This window comes from Variovorax sp. V93, assembly GCF_041154485.1.
Taxonomy (GTDB): Bacteria; Pseudomonadota; Gammaproteobacteria; order Burkholderiales; family Burkholderiaceae_C; genus Variovorax; species Variovorax beijingensis_A.
On sequence record NZ_AP028669.1, the window covers coordinates 4,408,954 to 4,425,540 of the forward strand.

Sequence of the window (16,587 nt, forward strand, 5' to 3'; positions counted from 1 at the left end):
AACAGACGTTATATTATCGGCGTCTTCCTGCTGAAAGCAAGTCCCCATGCTCACCGCCAACAAACTCATGCCCCAAGGCCGCGGCCTTGCGCCCGTGCTGCTCAAGCGCGCCGCCACCGTCGAACTCGACTGGGACGTGCGCCAGAAAAGCCGCTTCGACGCCACCGATTCGCAGGGCCGGCAGATCGGCGTGTTCCTGCCGCGCGGCACCGCCGTGCGCGGCGGCGACGTGCTGGTGGCCGAGGACGGCTCGCTGGTCCGCGTCATCGCGGCGCCGCAGCCGGTGCTGCGCATCACGCATTGCACGGCCCACGGCACGCCGTTCGACCTGACGCGCGCGGCCTATCACCTGGGCAACCGGCACGTGCCGATCGAGCTCAAGCCCGACCACCTGAAGATCGAGCCCGACCATGTGCTGGCCGACATGCTGCGTTCGATGCACCTGATCGTCGTGGCAGTCGAGGAAGCCTTCGAGCCCGAGGGCGGCGCCTATGGCTCGCACGAGCATTCGCACGGCGCCGGCCACGATCACGCGCACGACCATGGCCACGCGCACGGCGGCAGCAAAGGCCCGAAGCCGCTCGTGCTCGCACCGGAACTGCTCGATGACCATGACCATTCGCACGATCACGGCCACGGCCATCACGGGCACTCTCACTGAAATGAGATCCTGCTTGTTGTTTCGCCGCGAGCACCCCACAACACAGCGCGCGGCGAAAAGCTGACATGCCCGACGCCCGCAGCCTCCTGCAGCTCATCTGGCTCGCCTCCCCGGCCCTGCCCGTCGGCGGCTTTTCCTATTCGGAAGGCGTCGAGGCGGCCGTCGAATGGGCCGGCATCGATTCGGAAGCCAAGGCCATCGAGTGGCTCTCCGACCAGTTGCACCTGAGCTTCGCGCGCGGCGACCTCGCGCTCGTGGCACAAGCCATCCCGGCCTGGCGCGCGGGCGATGCGGCGCGCATCCGCGAACTCAACACATGGGTGATGACCACCCGCGAGTCGGCCGAATTCTTCCTGCAGACCGAGCAGATGGGCCGCTCCTTTGTCGAATGGCTCAAGCTGCACCACGGCGACACAGCTGCCATTTTTGCCGACCTGCCCGCGAGCTATCCCATCGCCTTTGCCTTTGCCGCGAGCCGCACCGGTGCCTCGGCACACGACGGCTGCCTGGCCTTCGCCTTCGGCTGGGCCGAGAACATGGTGGCCGCGGCCGTCAAGGCCGTGCCGCTGGGCCAGAGCGCGGGCCAGCGCATCCTGGCGCGGCTCGCCAACGAGATTCCCGCCGCCGTCGAGCGCGCGACAAGCCTCTGCGACGATGAGCGCCAGGCCTTTGCGCCCCTGCTGGCCGTGTTGTCGGCCCGCCATGAAACACAATATTCCCGCCTTTTCCGAAGCTGATCGAACCGGACAACCCTCATGACCTCCGCCCTGCACCACATTCCCCACCGCACCAAGAAACTGCCGCCGCTGCGCGTGGGTATCGGCGGCCCGGTCGGCTCGGGCAAGACCACGCTGCTCGAGATGCTCTGCAAGGCCATGCGCGACAAGTACGACCTCGTCGCCATCACCAACGACATCTACACCAAGGAAGACCAGCGCCTGCTGACCGTGGCCGGTGCCCTGCCCGCCGAACGCATCATGGGCGTGGAGACCGGCGGCTGCCCGCACACCGCCATCCGCGAAGATGCCTCCATCAACCTCGAGGCCATCGACCGCATGCTCGAGGACTTTCCCGATGCCGACGTGGTGTTCGTCGAATCGGGCGGCGACAACCTCGCGGCCACCTTCAGCCCCGAGCTGTCGGACCTGACGATCTACGTGATCGACGTGGCGGCCGGCGAGAAGATTCCGCGCAAGGGCGGCCCCGGCATCACCAAGAGCGACCTGTTCGTCATCAACAAGACCGACCTCGCCCCCTACGTCGGCGCGAACCTCGACGTGATGGAACAGGACACGCAGCGCATGCGCCGCCAGCGCCCCTACGTGATGACCAACCTCAAGACCCACACCGGCGTGGCCGAGGTGGTGGCGTTCATCGAGAAGCGCGGCATGCTCAACGCGGCCTGAGCCGCTTCCCTTCAGAGCTCGCTGCCGTCGCGGACCTGCCGCGCCTTGTAGACGAGCCGCACGCTCGCACGGTGCGCGTCGCGCACGTGCTGCAGGTAGACGTCGGCGTCTGCGCTCGTCCACGCCGCGTAGGCGGTGCCCGGATCGTTCGACACCAGCTCGCCGCCGAAAGCCCCGCGTCCCCATCGAAGCAGTTCGGCAAATGCGGCCGCACCGCCGTCAGGCAGGGCCTGCGCGGATGCGAGGAACTCGACGCGCCGCAGCTGCGAATCGGCAAAGAAGAAGGTCGGCTCGAACACCAGCCCCGCCATCGAGACCGGTGCCGCCTGCCAGCTGCCGATCAGGCCGCCTGCGAGCCGCTGCGGCCGCTGCACGCGCTCGACCGCAGGCATCGCGGCCTGCAGTTCACTGGCCGTCATGCCGAGCCGCACACCGGGCGGCAAGGCTTGCGCATGCAGCGCCCCGGCAGCGAAAACCATTGCCCCGACGGCGAGCGTGCGAACAACAAGGCCGGGAGAAGACAAGAGAACAACGAATCGCAGCTTCGACATCGGAACAGGAAGAAACACTGGCGGCCAGGACAGTCGCAAGTATCGCGCGAGCGAAGCCCCCCGTTCCGGGCGGGATCGAATGGCCCTCGCGCAAGCGGCTTGCGCAGAGCCCGGCGCTCAGCCCGCCACCGATGCCGCCCGTCCGGGCAGCGGCAGGCGCAGCGTCAGGCCCAGCGTGCCGCCCGCGTGCGGCGCCGCATAGATGCGCCCGCCGTGGCGGCTGGCAATGCGCTCGCACACGCGCGCACTGGCATGGCCGACGGCCTGGGTCGCCTCGAGGAAGCGCGCCAGCGGCGGGCTCGCGTCGGAGGCGTCGAGATCCCTCCAATGGACGACGGCCTGGCCGCTTTCCATCCGCGCCGAGACCTGCAGCGTGGCCCCGGGGGACATCACCCTTGCCGCATACCCTGCGACCTTGGAAATCAGTTCCTCCAGTTCGGCTTCGATGCCGAACACAGGCACCACCTCGTGCGGAACCCGGATGTCGAAGCGGATGGGCCAGCCGGACGCGCCTTCGGAGCCTTCGAGACTCCGCAGCGACGCAAGAAGCGGCCGGAGGTCCTGCATGCTGCTCTCGCGCATCTTCTGCTGCGCTTCGCGCCGGGCCTGCGCGGCCATTTCGCGCGCTTGCGCGCCGGCCTTGAGGTTGGAAACGAGCAGGGAGGCGATGAAGGCCAGTACCGCGGCCAGGCCGAGTGCAACGACGATGGCAATGGCCAGGCCCAGATGGCTTGAATACATGGCTCGTGCGCCTTCAACGCCCCTGCGACGGCCGGAACTCCAGCGCACCGCCGGGACCGCGTTCGCAAGTCCCCGACAAGCTGTCGGCGCGAGGACCCGGAAGCACCGGGCGCGCGCCTTCGGCCTGGCCGGCGCACACATCCCATGCGGCCATTGGCGGCCTTGGCGGCGCTTCGCCGCGAAAACCCGGATGCCCGCTCCAGCCAGGCGGCGGGCCATGGGGCGGCGGTGGCGCAAGCATGATGCAGCTGGACAGGCCGACAGCGGCGAGCAAGCCCGCCAGGTGATGGATTCTGGTCATTTGAAACTCATGAACAAGGTCACGGGCGCATGCAGCGGGGCTGCGCACTGCGCTGCCCCGCCGCACACGGCCTGTCGTCAGAACGCGTGCCGGATGCCGAAGTCGTAGCCCGTGGACGAGCGCGGCAGGCCCGTGTAGCTGACGCCGGCACTGCCGTAGCCCGTGGTGCTCGCGGCGCTCAGGCTGCCGGTGTAGGCCGCATCGTTGCGGTTGTTCACGCGCGCCACCGTCGCGTACAGGGCTGTGCGCTTCGACAGGTTGTGCACATAGCCGATGGCCAGCTTCTGCGCGCGCGGATCTTCGCCCGAGATGCCGACGGCGCCTTCGTTGTAGCGCACGGTGGAGTACGACGCGCGGATCAGGCCCGCCCCCACCGGCATGCTCGCGCCGATCAGGTAGCCGTTGTAGCTGTCGTGGCTGTTGCCGGCGGCGAGATCGAACTTGTTCTTCACGTTCGAGAGTTCGCCGAACAGCTTGACGGGACCGAAGTCGTACGACGCGCCGAGGTTGATGGTCTGCACCTTGCGGGTCAGCGAAGTGGTGTCCACGGCGACGTTCTCGCCCATCGACAGCGCCACGTCGAGCGGCCCGTTCGCATAGCCGAAGCGGCCGCCGACATAGCGGCCCGCGCTGCTGCTGGTTGCGGCCGTGGTGTCGGTGGCGCTGGTCTTGGTGTTCTCGTTCAGGCTGTACTGCAGCTGGCCGTAGAAGCCGCCGAGGTTCGGCGGCAGGAAATAGCCGACCATGTTGCTGGCACGCGCGTAATTGGCGTTGTTCAGGCCGGTGCTGCCGCTCACGGTGTTGATCACGCTGGAGCCCGATCCGTTGGTGCCGAACGGATCGAAGACCGTGTCGTTCCAGAAGGTGGCGGTGTAGTCGCGGCCCAGCCGCAACTCGCCGAAGCCGCCCGAAAGGCTCACGGTGGAACGGCGGTTGAAGGTGGAGATGCCGGTGGCGCCGTCGTCGTTGGTGATCGGCGCTTCGAGCCAGAAGCTGGCGGCCAGCCCCCCGCCCAGGTCTTCCGTGCCACGGAAGCCGATGCGGCTGGAGTTGTAGCCGGAGTTGGCGAGGCTCCACTTGCTTTGCTTCGAGCTCAGGCCCGTGGCCGCATCGCGCGAGGTGGCCGACTGGTAGGTCACGCCGGCATCGATGACGCCGAACAACGTGACGGACGATTGGGCAGAGGCCAGGCCGGCAACGGCCAGCGCGGCGAGTGCCGTGAGGGGTTTCTTCATTCAGGTTTCTCCGGTTTTCAGCAGCTCTTCATCGAGCAGCTGGACGGATGGTCCCGTTCAAATTTGGAGGAATCTGGTCGATGCGGCCTGCTTTGCATCGACTGTTGTTTGTGCGCACGCCCAAGCCCCTCGGCCGTGCACGGCCTCGTACCAGAAATCTCCCAAATGGCACGCAATGCTCGGCACCCGAAGGAGCCCGACATGACCATTGCATTGCAGAACACCATCGCAGCCTCGCTGGGTGTGCAGCAGCTCGCCAGCGCATTCAGCCCGGCCTTTTCCCACTTGCGCATTCTTCGCAACCTGATCATCCCGATGCCCGAGGGCAGTGCGGTGCGCACCGCCATGATCGATGCGGTGCTGGTGTGCGAAACCGGCGTCTACCTGTTCGAGATCAAGGCCTGGCGAAATGCCTTCGTCTACCGCAAGAAATCGGAGGCAGCGCCGCCGCGCTGGTTCCTGCGGCTGCAGGGCTGCAGCCGGGCGCGCGAGGTGAAGGATCCCGCATGGCAGGGCGGCCGCAAGACCACGCAGCTGCGAAGCCTGCTGAGCGACGACCTGCGGCTGCAGTATTTCGTGCTGCTGCCCTGCGAGGGCATCGAGCTCGAAGGCGTGATGCCCGCCGCCGTGATCACGCAGCAGGACCTGCCCTACATTGCGCGCCTGGTACGCAACAACGGCCGCACTGCGCGCACCTATCCGCTGCTGGATGCCGACGCCATCGACCGCACCGCACAGCGGCTGCTCGACATCCAGGGCCGCCTCTCGCTCGACGACCACATGCAGAACTGCCGCGAGAGAAGCGCGCAGATCTCCACGCGCTGGAACGGCACGGGGGCCGCCGCGGCCGCCGGCATCGGACTGCAGTAGCTGCGCCTCGGGCACGCCCCCGCGGGGCGCAGGGCGTCCCAGATTTCTCCGACTTTGGCAGGGACCATGCGGCGATGAATCCTTTCAAGACCGCATCCGCCCTTGCCGCACTGTCCATCTCGTTTGCATGCGCTCCCGCCTGGGCCGCCGATCCGTTCACCGTCAGGGACATCCGGCTCGAGGGTCTGCAGCGCGTGGAGCCCGGGACGGTCTTTGCCACGCTCGGCATCAAGGCGGGCGACACCTACAGCGACGACCGCGGCAGCGCGGCCATCCGATCGCTGTTCGAGCTCGGCCTCTTCAAGGACGTGCGCATCGACGTCAACGCCAGCGTGCTGGTGGTGATCGTCGAGGAGCGCCCCTCGATTGCCGACGTGGACTTCGTCGGCACCAAGGAGTTCGACAAGGCCGCGCTCCAGAAGGCGCTGCGCGGCGTGGGCCTGGCCGAGGGCCAGCCCTACGACAAGGCACTGGCCGACCGCGCGGAGCAGGAGCTCAAGCGGCAGTACATCGGCCGCAGCCTCTACAGCGCCCAGGTCGTCACCACCGTGACGCCGCTGGAGCGCAACCGCGTCAACCTGACCTTCACCGTGACCGAGGGCGAGTCCGCGCGCATCAAGGAAGTGCGCGTGGTCGGCAACCAGGCCTTCGGCGAAAGCACCCTGCTCGACCTGTTCGACCAGGACAGCGGCGGCTGGCTGAGCTGGTACACCAAGTCGAACCAGTATTCGCGCAGCAAGCTCGACGGCGACCTGGAGACGCTGCGCTCCTTCTACATCACGCGCGGCTATCTCGAGTTCCGCATCGATTCCACGCAGGTCGCCATTTCGCCGGACCGGGAGGCGCTCACGCTCACGGTCAACATCACCGAAGGGCAGAAGTTCGTGGTGGCCGGCGTCAAGCTCTCGGGCAATTACCTGGGCCGCGAAGACGAGTTCAAGTCGCTCGTGGCGATCCGCCCGGGCCAGCCCTACAACGGCGAAGACGTGAGCGCCACCACCCGGGCCTTCACCGACTATTTCGGCACCTTCGGCTATGCCTTCGCACGCGTCAAGGCAGAGCCCGAGATCGACCGCGACAACAACCGCGTCACGCTGGTGCTGCGGGCGGAGCCATCGCGGCGCGCCTACGTGCGGCGCCTGAACATCGGAGGCAACGCAAGAACGCGCGACGAAGTCATCCGCCGCGAATTCCGGCAGTACGAGGGCGCCTGGTACGACGGCAACAAGATCAAGCTCTCGCGCGACCGCGTGGACCGCCTCGGCTTCTTCACCGACGTGAATGTCGAAACCACCGAGGTGCCGGGGTCCCCCGACCTGGTCGACCTGGCGGTCAACGTGACCGAGAAGCCCACTGGTTCGCTGCAGCTCGGTGCAGGCTACTCGTCGACCGACAAGGTCTCGCTGAGCTTCGGCATCACGCAGGAGAACGTATTCGGCACGGGCAACTACCTGGGCCTGCAGGTCAACACGAGCTCGTACAACCGCACCATCTCCCTCACCGCCACCGACCCGTACTTCACGCCGAGCGGCATCTCGCGCACCTTCAACGTGTTCCACAACACCACCCGTCCCTACTACGAGGCGGACGGCAACTACAAGCTCGCGAGCGACGGCGCCTCGGTGCGCTTCGGGCTGCCGCTCGGGGAGCTGGACACGGTCTACCTCGGCATCGGCGTGGAACGCTACAGCTTCACGCCGGGCACCAACGGCGCCTACACGCTGGTCGACGGCTCCTACGTCTACACCGGCACGCCGCAGGCCTACCTCGACTACTTCCAGTGCACGGGCACTGCGCCGAGCGTGGTGTGCGCATCGAAGAACATGGTGGGCATTCCCGCGACCATCGGCTGGGCGCGCGACGACCGCGACAGCGCACTGGTGCCGACGAAGGGCCGGCTGCAAAGCGCCAATCTCGAGGTGGGCGTGGGCAGCGAGCTGCGCTACCTGAAGAGCAGCTACCAGTACCAGCAGTACTTCGCCCTCTCCAAGCAGTACACGCTGGCGATCAACGGCCAGCTCGGGTATGCCAAGGCGCTGGGCGGCACCGCGTATCCCATCTTCAAGAACTTCTATGCAGGCGGGCTCGGCTCCATCCGCGGCTTCGAGCAGAACTCGCTCGGACCGACCGATGCGGTCACGGGCGGCGCGCTCGGCGGCACGCGCAAGGCCATCTTCAACATGGAGTTCAGCACGCCGTTCCCGGGCGCGGGCAATGACCGGTCGCTGCGGCTCTACACCTTCCTGGATGCCGGCAACGTGTTCGCCGAGCGCACCGCGAGCATGACCGATGCGCAGTGGAAGGCGCAGAACCGCCTGCGCGCGTCGGCAGGGGTGGGCATCAGCTGGATTTCGCCGCTCGGCCCGCTGCGCCTGGCCTATGCGGTGCCACTCGTGTACCAGAAGCTCGACGAAGCCAACGGCATTGCCGCCGACCGGACGCAGCGCTTCCAGTTCCAGATCGGCACGTCGTTCTGAAGCGGAGCAGCCACCCATGAGCCGCATCCTGCTGGCCGAAAAAGGCCGCGAGATGGCCGCCGCGCTGCTCGAAGGCCTGCAGCGCGCCGGCCACCATGTGGAGCACATCGCCGATGGTGCGGCCGCGCTCGACCGCATCCTCACTTCACCGCCCGCCCTCACGCTGCTCGACACCGCGCTGCCGCGCCTCGGCGGCCTGCGGGTGCTGGAGAAGGTGCGCTTGCACAGCGACCATCCGATCATCGTGCTGACGGCCCGCACGCGCGAGGCCGACTGCCTGCGCGGCCTCGACCTGGGCGCCGACGACTACGTGTGCAAGCCCTTCTCGCCGCGCGAAGTGGTGGCGCGCGTGAACACGGTGCTGCGCCGGCATGCGCAGCGCCAGCGCAGCGCCATGCCCTCGCCCTCCGTGGCGTTCGGCGGCAGCGCCCACAGCGTGAGGATCGAGGGGCGGCCGCTCGCGCTCACGGGCCGCGAGCTGCACCTGCTGCAGGCGCTCTCGCGCGAGCCGGGCCGGGTGTTTTCACGCTCCGCGCTGCTCGAGGCCGCGTTCGCCGACGCGCTCGACGTCAACGAGCGCGCGGTCGACGGGCACATCAAGAACCTGCGCAGGAAGCTCGCCGCCGCATCCCCGTCGCACGGCTGGATCCGCTCGATCTACGGTGTCGGTTTCGCCTTCGAGGAACGGCCGGTCTGAGACGGCACACAGGCGGTGCGCGGCGGCCGGGCGGCCCGGCTGTCGGTCGCCATGATCGGCGCCAGCGTGGAAAGAGTCGAACTGCCTGCGCGGACCCGGGCGGCCGCGACGCATCCGCCGCTCGCCGCCACCACGACGCCGATCACCAGGCCGCAGCAAGCCAGCAAACCCAGGAGGCGCTGCGACAGCATGAGCCCGCCGTCTTCCGCAGCTTCGGCGCGGGCGTGCCGGACGGCGCTCAGTTGCGCCGGGGCCCGAGGGCCCTTGTGCGTGCCTCGCTCCTGAGCGAGAGACCTTAGCATCCGGTGGCCTCGGCTTTGCTGCCCTGTGCCGTCATGGTTTCTCTTTTCCCGCCGCGACGCCGGTCGCGGCCGACCGCGTGGCGCGTGCCTCTGCCCACACGACCAGCAGCGCCCAGACATGCGCCACCGCCCAGAAAAGCGCGGCCAGCAGCAGCAACAGCGTGTCGATGCCGGGGTCGGACCAGAGCTCGGCCCAGGACCACGGCGAGGGGGGCACCGGCGCGCAGTACCCCGGACCCGCCCATGCGAGTGCGGGGACAACAAGGGCCTGCCAGGCCTTCTTCCTCAGGGAGCGTCGATGCGTGAGCGGATTCATGGCACGCATCGTGCGGGTCGATTCGGGAGAAATGTGGGAGAGGCGGCTCTCCCAATTTCCTCCTCGATTCACGGCCATGATCGGCCGCTTCCCATGACGCCTCCCCGCCCCGAACGCATGCCGCAGAATGCGGCCATGCATTTCCCGAGCCCATGCCGCGCCTGACACTGTCCAGGAAGATCTTCCTGGCGCTGGCCGCCTTGCTGATCGTGCTCCTGCTCAGCTTCGCCGGGCTTTCCATCGTGGCGCTGCAGCGCGGCCTCGGCTCCTACGTGGCCGAGATCGAGATCCGGCGCATGGACTGGCTCTCGCAGCTGCTGCTCAAGCACTATGCGGCCAACGGCGACTGGAAGAAGCTGCAGGGCAACGACGATGCCTGGCAGCGCCTGCAGATGAGCCGGCTCGCCGCGGTGCTCGACGGCGCCAGCAATGCCGACGAAAGAAGGCTCCCGCCCTGGTACGAGAACCGCGGGCCGGGCGGAGCCGGCAACGGCCCCGAAAGCGGCGCCGAGAATGGATCTCGGCCGCCTCCTCCGCCTTCTCCCCAGCTCGAGCTGCTGCCCAGGCGCTTTCCACCGCCGCCGCCGCTGGGCTTCTTTCCCGATCCGCGCGAAGCCGCCGATTCGATCTTCCAGCGCCTGGGCGTGGTCGATGCGCACGGCGCGCACGTGGTCGGCGCCAAGGTCGACCCGGAGAATGCCGCGCGCCTGCCGATCCGCCACGGCCGCTCGGTCGTCGGCTACCTCGTGCTCGCGCCGATGCAGGGCCTGGAGAGCGAGGCCGACCGCGCCTTTCTCGCACGCCAGTCCGGCGTGATCGCCCTCACCGGCCTGTGCGGGCTGGCCTTTGCGCTGATGCTGTCGTGGCTGCTGGCGCGCCGCTGGTTCCGGCCGATCGACGAACTCACGCAGGCAGCGCAGGACGTGGCGCGCGGGCGGCTGTCCACGCGCGTGGCCGTGCATGGCTCAGACGAACTCGCCCTGCTCGGCAAGACCTTCAACGACATGGCGCAGCGCCTGGACACGGTGGAGGCCTCGCGCCGCGCCTGGCTGGCCGATGCGGCGCACGAACTGCGCACGCCGCTGGCCGCCATGCGCGCGGAGATCGAGGCCCTGCAGGACGGCGTGCGCAGCTTCGACGAGCGCACCGCGCTGCGGCTGCACCGGCAAGTGATCCGGCTCGGCCGGCTGGTGGACGATCTGCGCAGCAGCATGCGCGAGCCGCAGAGCGACCTGCTCGCGACCACCGTGTTCCCGCTCTCGCTGCTGAAGGAAGCGCTCGACCATACGCGCGACCGCTTCGCCGCGCGCGGCATCACGGTGGACCGCAGCGCCATCGACCGTGTCTCGGCGCGCGCCCAGCCGATGATCGACGGCGACGCGCACCGGCTGCACCAGGTCTTCATGAACCTGCTGGAGAACACGCTCACCTACACCGATGCCGGCGGCCGGCTGTGCATCGGCGTCACGGTCGACGGGGCCTGGACGGGCAACAGCCTGACCCTGCAATTCGACGACAGCGCGCCGGGCGTTCCCGATGCGGAATTGCCGCGCCTGTTCGACCGGCTGTTCCGCGGCGAATCCTCGCGCAGCCGCGAACTCGGCGGCTCGGGGCTCGGCCTGTCGATCTGCCGCGCGGCCATCGAGGTCCATGGCGGCACCATCGATGCCCAGTCCTCCGAGCTCGGCGGGCTGCGCGTGACCATCACCCTTCCGCTCTCCCGGAGCGCAGCGCCATGACCCGCATCGTCATCGTCGAAGACGAGCTCGACATCGCATCGGTGGTGCAGGACTACCTGCGCCACGCCGGCTACGAGACCACGCATTTCGCCGATGGCCAGAGCGCGCTCGACCATCTCATCGCCTCGCCGCCCGAGCTCACGCTGCTCGACATCATGCTGCCGCGCCTCGACGGCATCGAGGTGCTGCGCCGCGCGCGGGAGCACACCAGCCATCCGATCATCATGCTCACCGCGCGCATCGAGGAGGTCGACCGCCTGCTCGGGCTGGAGCTGGGTGCCGACGACTACGTCTGCAAGCCTTTTTCCCCGCGCGAACTGGTGGCGCGCGTGCGCGCCGTGCTGCGGCGCACCGAGCCGCCCGCGGCGCGCGGCCAGGCCTGCCAGGACATGTCCGGCCTGGTGCTGGACGACGTGCACTGGCGCGCATCGCTCGAAGGCACGCCGCTCAATCTCACGCGCCGCGAGTTCGGGCTGCTGCAGGTGCTGTCGCGGCATCCGGGCCGCATCTTCTCGCGCGCCCGCCTGCTCGAACTGGCCTACGACGACACCATGGACGTGACGGAGCGCGCCATCGACAGCCACGTCAAGAACCTGCGGCGCAAACTCGGCGCCGTCACACCCTCGCACGACTGGATCCGCTCGGTCTACGGCGTGGGGTTTGCGTGGGAAGCGCCGGGGCAGGGCTGAGCCTGCATCGGCACGCTCTCATCGTTTGCGATTAGGGGCGGGAGCCCAGCTTCTTTGCTTGTAGCGCCCATGCCCGGGAACTAGACTGAGATGCGAAGGCACCCGCAGTGCCGGGGGCCAAGGAGCCGGCCATGTACAAGCGTATCCTCGTCCCCACCGATGGCTCTTCGCTCTCCGAGCAGGCGGTCGCCACTGCCATCGATCTGGCGCTGCTGGCGGGTGCCGAACTGGTGAGCGTCACCGTCGCGCACCTCCAGCCTTATGGCTATTTCGAAGGCTCGATGGTGCTGAACCAGCGCGAAATCGAAGCCTCGCAGGAACAGGTGGAGCAGTCCGCACAGCGCCTGGTCGATGCGGTCAGGAACGCCGCCATCGCCAGAGGCGTGCGCAGTGCGCAGGCCATCGTCATGAAGTCCAACCAGGTGGCGGAAGCCATCATCGCCACGGCCAAGAACCAGGAGTGCGACCTGATCGTGATGGCCTCGCACGGCCGGCGCAGCCTGGCGCGGCTGCTGATGGGCAGCGAGACACTGCATGTGCTGACCCACTCGCACATTCCGGTGCTGGTGCTGCGGTAGAAGCCCGATCGAAGCGCGCTCGAAGTGAAATTTTTCACGATCGGGCGCAGGCATCGGCCGCCCTCGTGAACGCGCCGTTCCGGGGCGACTCATCCCCTGACTGCCATTCGCAGCCCGCGCAGGGCTGCGGAAGGTACAGTGCCCTGCAATGGCTGCATTGCGCAAGGGCCGTTTCAAGGGAGTGAAAATGAAATCATCGATGTTTTCCCGCGCCGTGGGCTGGGGCCTGCTTCTGCTGTCGGCCCTGGCGGCGCTGTGCATCGCGGCCCTCCTGAGCTTCGACTGGAACCGCGCCAGGCCATGGATCAACCAGCGCGTGAGCGAAGCGACGGGCCGCCCGTTCGCGATCCGCGGCGACCTGGTCCTGCAATGGTCGAGCCCCGAAGCCGAAACAGGCTGGCGCCGCTGGGTGCCCTGGCCGAGGCTGAGCGCACAGGACATCACACTGGGCAATGCCGATTGGGGCAAGACCGGCCCGCACCTGGCCGAAATCAGGCAGCTGAGCTTCTCGCTGAACCCGCTGCCCCTGTTGAACCACACGATCCGCATTCCCACGCTCGAGCTCGCCGGCCCCGTTCTTTCGCTCGAACGCACCGCGGACGGCAAGAACAACTGGACGCTGGCAGCCGGCGGCGCGGAGCCCTCGCCATGGAAGCTCGACCTGCAGCGGCTGGTGCTGAGCCAGGGCACGGTGAAGCTTGCCGATGCAACCGCAAGGCTCGATCTCAAGGTCGACATCGACAGCCTGCCCGCGGAAAGCGCCGAGGGCTATGGCATCGGCTGGAAGCTCGGCGGGACCTTCCGCCAGGCGCCTGTGAAGGGAAGCGGCAAGGCCGGCGCGGTGCTCTCGCTGCAGCAGGACACGAAGCCCTATCCGTTGCAGGCCGGCGTGCAGGTGGGTGCCACGCGCATCGACATCGCCGGCACGCTGACCAAGCCCGACGCGCTGGCGGCACTGGACCTTCGGCTCAAGCTTTCGGGCGCGAGCATGGCGCATCTGTATCCCATCACCGGCATCACGCTGCCCAACACGCCGCCGTTCAGCACCGAAGGCCATCTGGTCGGCAAGCTCGACAAGGCCGGCGGACGCTGGCTGTACGAGAACTTCAAGGGCCGCGTGGGTGCCAGCGACATTGCGGGCACGCTGGAATACGTCGCGCAGCAGCCGCGGCCGCTGCTACGCGGCCAGGTGCAGTCCAACCAGCTGCGGCTGGAAGACCTGGCGCCGCTGATCGGCGCCGATTCGAACGCGAGCAAGGCCAAGCGGGGCGCCCCGGCCGTCCAGCCGGCGGGCAAGGTGCTGCCGGTGGAGAAGTTCGACACCGCAAGCTGGGGCAGCATCGATGCGGACGTCAAGTTTGCCGGCCGCAAGATCCTCCATGCGAAGGACCTGCCCATCGACAGCCTGGTGGCGGATCTTCATCTGAAGGACAGCGTGCTCTCGCTCACGCCATTGAGCTTTGGCGTGGCGGGCGGCACCCTGGCCGCCACGGTCAGGCTCGACGGCAGCCAGGACCCGATCCGCGCCAACCTGCAGCTGTCGGCGCGCCGGCTCAGGATCAAGGAACTCTTTCCAACGCTCGACACCTTGCAGGCCAGCCTGGGCGAAGTCGGCGGCGACGCAGCGCTTTCCGCCTCCGGCAACTCCGTCGCGGCCTTGCTGGGCACGTCCAACGGCGAGGTGAAGGCGCTGGTGAGCAAGGGCACGGTGAGCAAGTTCCTGCTCGAGGCCATGGGGCTGAACATCGGCAGCGTGGTGGCAACCCAGCTGTTCGGCGACAGGCAGGTCCAGCTGAACTGCCTTGCGAGCGACTTCAGGGTGACGCAGGGCGTCATGCAGGCGCGCTCCTTCGTGCTGGACACGGACGAATCGGTGGTCAACGTGACCGGGCTCATCGATCTTTCCAGGGAACAGCTCGCGCTGGAGATCCAGCCGCGGAACAAGGCGCTGCGCGTGCTGTCGCTGCGCTCGCCGCTGTACGTCAAGGGCACGTTCAAGAACCCCGACGTCGGCGTCGACAAGGGCGCCGTGGCGCTCAAGCTGGGCTCGGCGATTGCGCTGGGCGCGGTGGCGCCCGCTGCCGCGCTGCTGCCGCTGTTGAACATGGGCTCGCAGGAGTTCGCGCAATGCGCGCCGCTGGAGGCTGCCGCGCGCCAGAAGCCGAAGGCCGGCAGGCAGCCCAAGGCACGCTAGCGGCGCCGCGGACCTGCGGACCTCAAGGCACTTTCTATTTTGCGAGATTGGCCTGGACCGCACGCTGCGCCAGGCAGGCCTGCGTGGCGCGATGCGTTGCGAGTCCGAAGCAGTGCGCCTCGGCCCGGCGGGCAAGCGCCTCGAGCGAGCGGCGCTCCTGCGCCGCCGAAACCTGGAATTCGACCAGCCACTTCATGACCACGGCCATCACGATCAGGAGGCCGACCAGGGCGGCAATCAAGGTTCCGCGCCAGTCCTGGATGCGGAAGATCGACGGTTCGGGCTTCTTCATCGTTGTCATTGCGAAGCGGCAGGAGAACGCTAGCGCGGAAGCTCCGGGAAGAGCCACAGGCTCAGGCCGAGCATGAGGCCCGCCCCGAGCGACACGATGGCCGCGGTCACGAACAGGGCCGCGGCAACGATGTTCGGCACACGCATGGCCAGGGCCAGGAAGGAAATGGCCGCCAGGACGTACAGGAGCACGGGCAGCAAGGCCAGCCAGACCGGCCGCTCGGGCGGTGGAGGCGGCTCGTCCGGACTCAGGTCTCCGAGGAACGGACTACGCATGGAATCCCTTGCCATGAAAGACGGCGCGCAATTCGGCATCGCTCGCAGGGGAAAGAATCACCTGCGAACGCCATCCGCTGACAGCCGAGCGCGAAAGCGCCTCCCGCGCGTGGGGCAGTTCGGTCGGATGCGCCATGAAGAACACGTGAACACGCTGGCCGAGCGCGCTCCACACGTCGGCAATGAGCGCCACGACCGGCGCTGCATCCGCGTGCAGTCCAAGAAGAATCGCATCGAAGCGCCGCCCTTCACGGGCGGCGTCGATCAGGCCATGAAGATGCTCGAAGGAGGCGTGGTCGATGCCGATGGCTTTCAGCGAACTGCCGGTGCACAGGCGCTGCAGGGCGTCGGAGTCCACGAGCGCGATCCGGTTCTGGCGGAGCGTGTATGCAGAAGTCATGAGGTGGCGGCTTCGTGTTCCCGGCCCGGATCGGGCTTTCGATTCAGGCAGGCCTGGCGCGCGGCACTGCCGCCCGCGCAGGCTGCACAAGAACACCGGGTCAGCAGTTGCCCTTCTTGGCTTGCCCAGGAGGGCAGAAACCGCCCTTGCCCGGCCCTGGCCCCGGATCCACCACGGGGTAGACGCAAGCGCTCAGGAGCAAGGTCATCACAAACGAGAAGATCACGGTGGCGGCTGTTTTTTTCATGCGGACTCCTTGGTTGAAATTGTCTGGCGCTGCTTGGGATGGGCGCCCTGGCCGTCAGCGAGGCCAGAAGATATGTGAATTACTAACATTTAGACAGGAAATGCTTCACGATCAGCTTTGGTTTACGTGAGAAACAGTAACCAGCCTTCCGTTCTGCCCAGTACTTCACGAATGCGCGAAGCGGACATCCGTCACAGGTCCGCAGATTTAGAAGCACATCTGCAGGCCGAGGCGGGAATCCGGCCGCCGCATTCGGTCAAACTCGGGTACGACCCTCCGTGGTTTTCACAAATGTTCTATCGAAAGGAATTCCTGTTTTGAACAAGACCGAACTCATCGCCGCCATCGCAGAAGACACCAACCTCAGCAAGGCCGACGCCGGCCGCGCCTTCGACTCGGCGCTCGAACAACTCTCGCGCGCCCTGGTGCGCGGCGAAACCGTGCAGCTGATCGGCTTTGGCACCTTCAGCGTGGCCAACCGTGCAGAGCGCACCGGCCGCAATCCGTCGACCGGCGAGCAGATCACGATCAAGGCGAGCAAGAGCGCGAAATTCGCGGCCGGCAAGGCGCTGAAGGACGCCATCAACCAGGTGGGCTGATCATCCCTGGAGGGCGG

Annotated in this window: 19 protein-coding genes; 11 read left to right on the plus strand and 8 right to left on the minus strand. The window is 67.6% G+C overall.

All coding sequences use genetic code 11. From position 1 onward, the window contains the following. The first annotated feature begins 46 nt into the window (after positions 1-46). From ureE to ureG, 3 genes are all read left to right on the plus strand, one after another. Positions 47-661 carry an urease accessory protein UreE gene (gene ureE, locus ACAM54_RS20890; RefSeq protein WP_369648820.1) on the plus strand — a complete coding sequence of 205 codons (615 nt, stop codon included), beginning with the start codon at positions 47-49 and terminating at the stop codon, positions 659-661. 65 nt (positions 662-726) lie between these two features. Continuing rightward, positions 727-1,398: an urease accessory UreF family protein gene (locus ACAM54_RS20895; RefSeq protein ID WP_209500747.1), complete on the plus strand. Its 672-nt coding sequence runs from the start codon at positions 727-729 to the stop codon at positions 1,396-1,398. 18 nt (positions 1,399-1,416) lie between these two features. Beyond that, entirely contained in the window at positions 1,417-2,067 is a 651-nt protein-coding gene (ureG, locus tag ACAM54_RS20900) for an urease accessory protein UreG (protein WP_369648821.1), read from the plus strand. A gap of 11 nt (positions 2,068-2,078) precedes the next feature. On the opposite strand, the gene ACAM54_RS20905 is transcribed toward ureG, so the two are convergent. The 3 genes from ACAM54_RS20905 to ACAM54_RS20915 form a co-directional block, all read right to left on the minus strand. Then, positions 2,079-2,546 (minus strand): hypothetical protein, encoded by a 468-nt coding sequence (locus ACAM54_RS20905; protein WP_369648822.1) that lies wholly within the window; start codon positions 2,544-2,546, stop codon positions 2,079-2,081. 189 nt (positions 2,547-2,735) lie between these two features. Further along, on the minus strand, positions 2,736-3,359 hold the full coding sequence (locus tag ACAM54_RS20910; protein ID WP_369648823.1) for an ATP-binding protein: 624 nt from the start codon (positions 3,357-3,359) through the stop codon (positions 2,736-2,738). Between the two features lie 378 nt (positions 3,360-3,737). Then, positions 3,738-4,895 (minus strand): porin, encoded by a 1,158-nt coding sequence (locus ACAM54_RS20915; protein ID WP_145744526.1) that lies wholly within the window; start codon positions 4,893-4,895, stop codon positions 3,738-3,740. Positions 4,896-5,096: 201 nt separating this feature from the next. Here ACAM54_RS20915 and ACAM54_RS20920 point away from each other — a divergent pair, with 201 nt between their 5' ends. The 3 genes from ACAM54_RS20920 (at position 5,097) to ACAM54_RS20930 (ending at position 8,939) form a co-directional block, all read left to right on the plus strand. Continuing rightward, on the plus strand, positions 5,097-5,765 hold the full coding sequence (locus tag ACAM54_RS20920) for a nuclease-related domain-containing protein (RefSeq protein ID WP_369648824.1): 669 nt from the start codon (positions 5,097-5,099) through the stop codon (positions 5,763-5,765). Positions 5,766-5,839: 74 nt separating this feature from the next. Continuing rightward, positions 5,840-8,242, plus strand: coding sequence for an outer membrane protein assembly factor BamA (gene bamA / locus ACAM54_RS20925; RefSeq protein ID WP_369648825.1), 2,403 nt, complete (start codon positions 5,840-5,842; stop codon positions 8,240-8,242). A 16-nt stretch (positions 8,243-8,258) separates the two neighbouring features. Beyond that, positions 8,259-8,939 (plus strand): response regulator, encoded by a 681-nt coding sequence (locus ACAM54_RS20930; protein WP_369648826.1) that lies wholly within the window; start codon positions 8,259-8,261, stop codon positions 8,937-8,939. Between the two features lie 333 nt (positions 8,940-9,272). Here the strand turns inward: ACAM54_RS20930 and ACAM54_RS20935 are convergent, their stop codons facing one another. Next, on the minus strand, positions 9,273-9,557 hold the full coding sequence (locus ACAM54_RS20935) for a hypothetical protein (RefSeq protein ID WP_261380329.1): 285 nt from the start codon (positions 9,555-9,557) through the stop codon (positions 9,273-9,275). A 152-nt stretch (positions 9,558-9,709) separates the two neighbouring features. On the opposite strand from ACAM54_RS20935, the gene ACAM54_RS20940 reads away from it, so the two are divergent. The 4 genes from ACAM54_RS20940 (at position 9,710) to ACAM54_RS20955 (ending at position 14,757) form a co-directional block, all read left to right on the plus strand. After that, complete coding sequence (locus ACAM54_RS20940) at positions 9,710-11,296, plus strand: ATP-binding protein (RefSeq protein ID WP_369648827.1); 1,587 nt, start codon at positions 9,710-9,712, stop codon at positions 11,294-11,296. Beyond that, positions 11,293-11,985: a response regulator gene (locus ACAM54_RS20945; RefSeq protein ID WP_209536295.1), complete on the plus strand. Its 693-nt coding sequence runs from the start codon at positions 11,293-11,295 to the stop codon at positions 11,983-11,985. The genes ACAM54_RS20940 and ACAM54_RS20945 overlap by 4 nt, the downstream gene beginning before the upstream one ends. 131 nt (positions 11,986-12,116) lie before the next feature. After that, positions 12,117-12,563: a universal stress protein gene (locus tag ACAM54_RS20950; protein ID WP_209536769.1), complete on the plus strand. Its 447-nt coding sequence runs from the start codon at positions 12,117-12,119 to the stop codon at positions 12,561-12,563. Between the two features lie 187 nt (positions 12,564-12,750). Continuing rightward, the gene (locus ACAM54_RS20955) at positions 12,751-14,757 is read left to right on the plus strand and encodes an AsmA family protein (RefSeq protein WP_369648828.1); all 2,007 of its coding nucleotides are present in this window, start codon (positions 12,751-12,753) and stop codon (positions 14,755-14,757) included. A gap of 34 nt (positions 14,758-14,791) precedes the next feature. Here ACAM54_RS20955 and ACAM54_RS20960 read toward each other — a convergent pair whose 3' ends face one another. From ACAM54_RS20960 to ACAM54_RS20975, 4 genes are all read right to left on the minus strand, one after another. After that, complete coding sequence (locus ACAM54_RS20960; RefSeq protein WP_192322641.1) at positions 14,792-15,049, minus strand: general secretion pathway protein GspL; 258 nt, start codon at positions 15,047-15,049, stop codon at positions 14,792-14,794. A gap of 29 nt (positions 15,050-15,078) precedes the next feature. Beyond that, a complete protein-coding gene (locus ACAM54_RS20965; protein WP_192322478.1) occupies positions 15,079-15,324 on the minus strand; it encodes a hypothetical protein in 246 nt (81 codons plus the stop codon). Beyond that, positions 15,317-15,724 (minus strand): hypothetical protein, encoded by a 408-nt coding sequence (locus tag ACAM54_RS20970; RefSeq protein WP_369648829.1) that lies wholly within the window; start codon positions 15,722-15,724, stop codon positions 15,317-15,319. The genes ACAM54_RS20965 and ACAM54_RS20970 overlap by 8 nt, the downstream gene beginning before the upstream one ends. A gap of 100 nt (positions 15,725-15,824) precedes the next feature. Then, entirely contained in the window at positions 15,825-15,971 is a 147-nt protein-coding gene (locus ACAM54_RS20975) for a hypothetical protein (protein ID WP_369648830.1), read from the minus strand. A gap of 317 nt (positions 15,972-16,288) precedes the next feature. On the opposite strand from ACAM54_RS20975, the gene ACAM54_RS20980 reads away from it, so the two are divergent. Next, entirely contained in the window at positions 16,289-16,570 is a 282-nt protein-coding gene (locus ACAM54_RS20980) for an HU family DNA-binding protein (protein WP_369648831.1), read from the plus strand. The last annotated feature ends 17 nt before the right edge of the window (positions 16,571-16,587 follow it).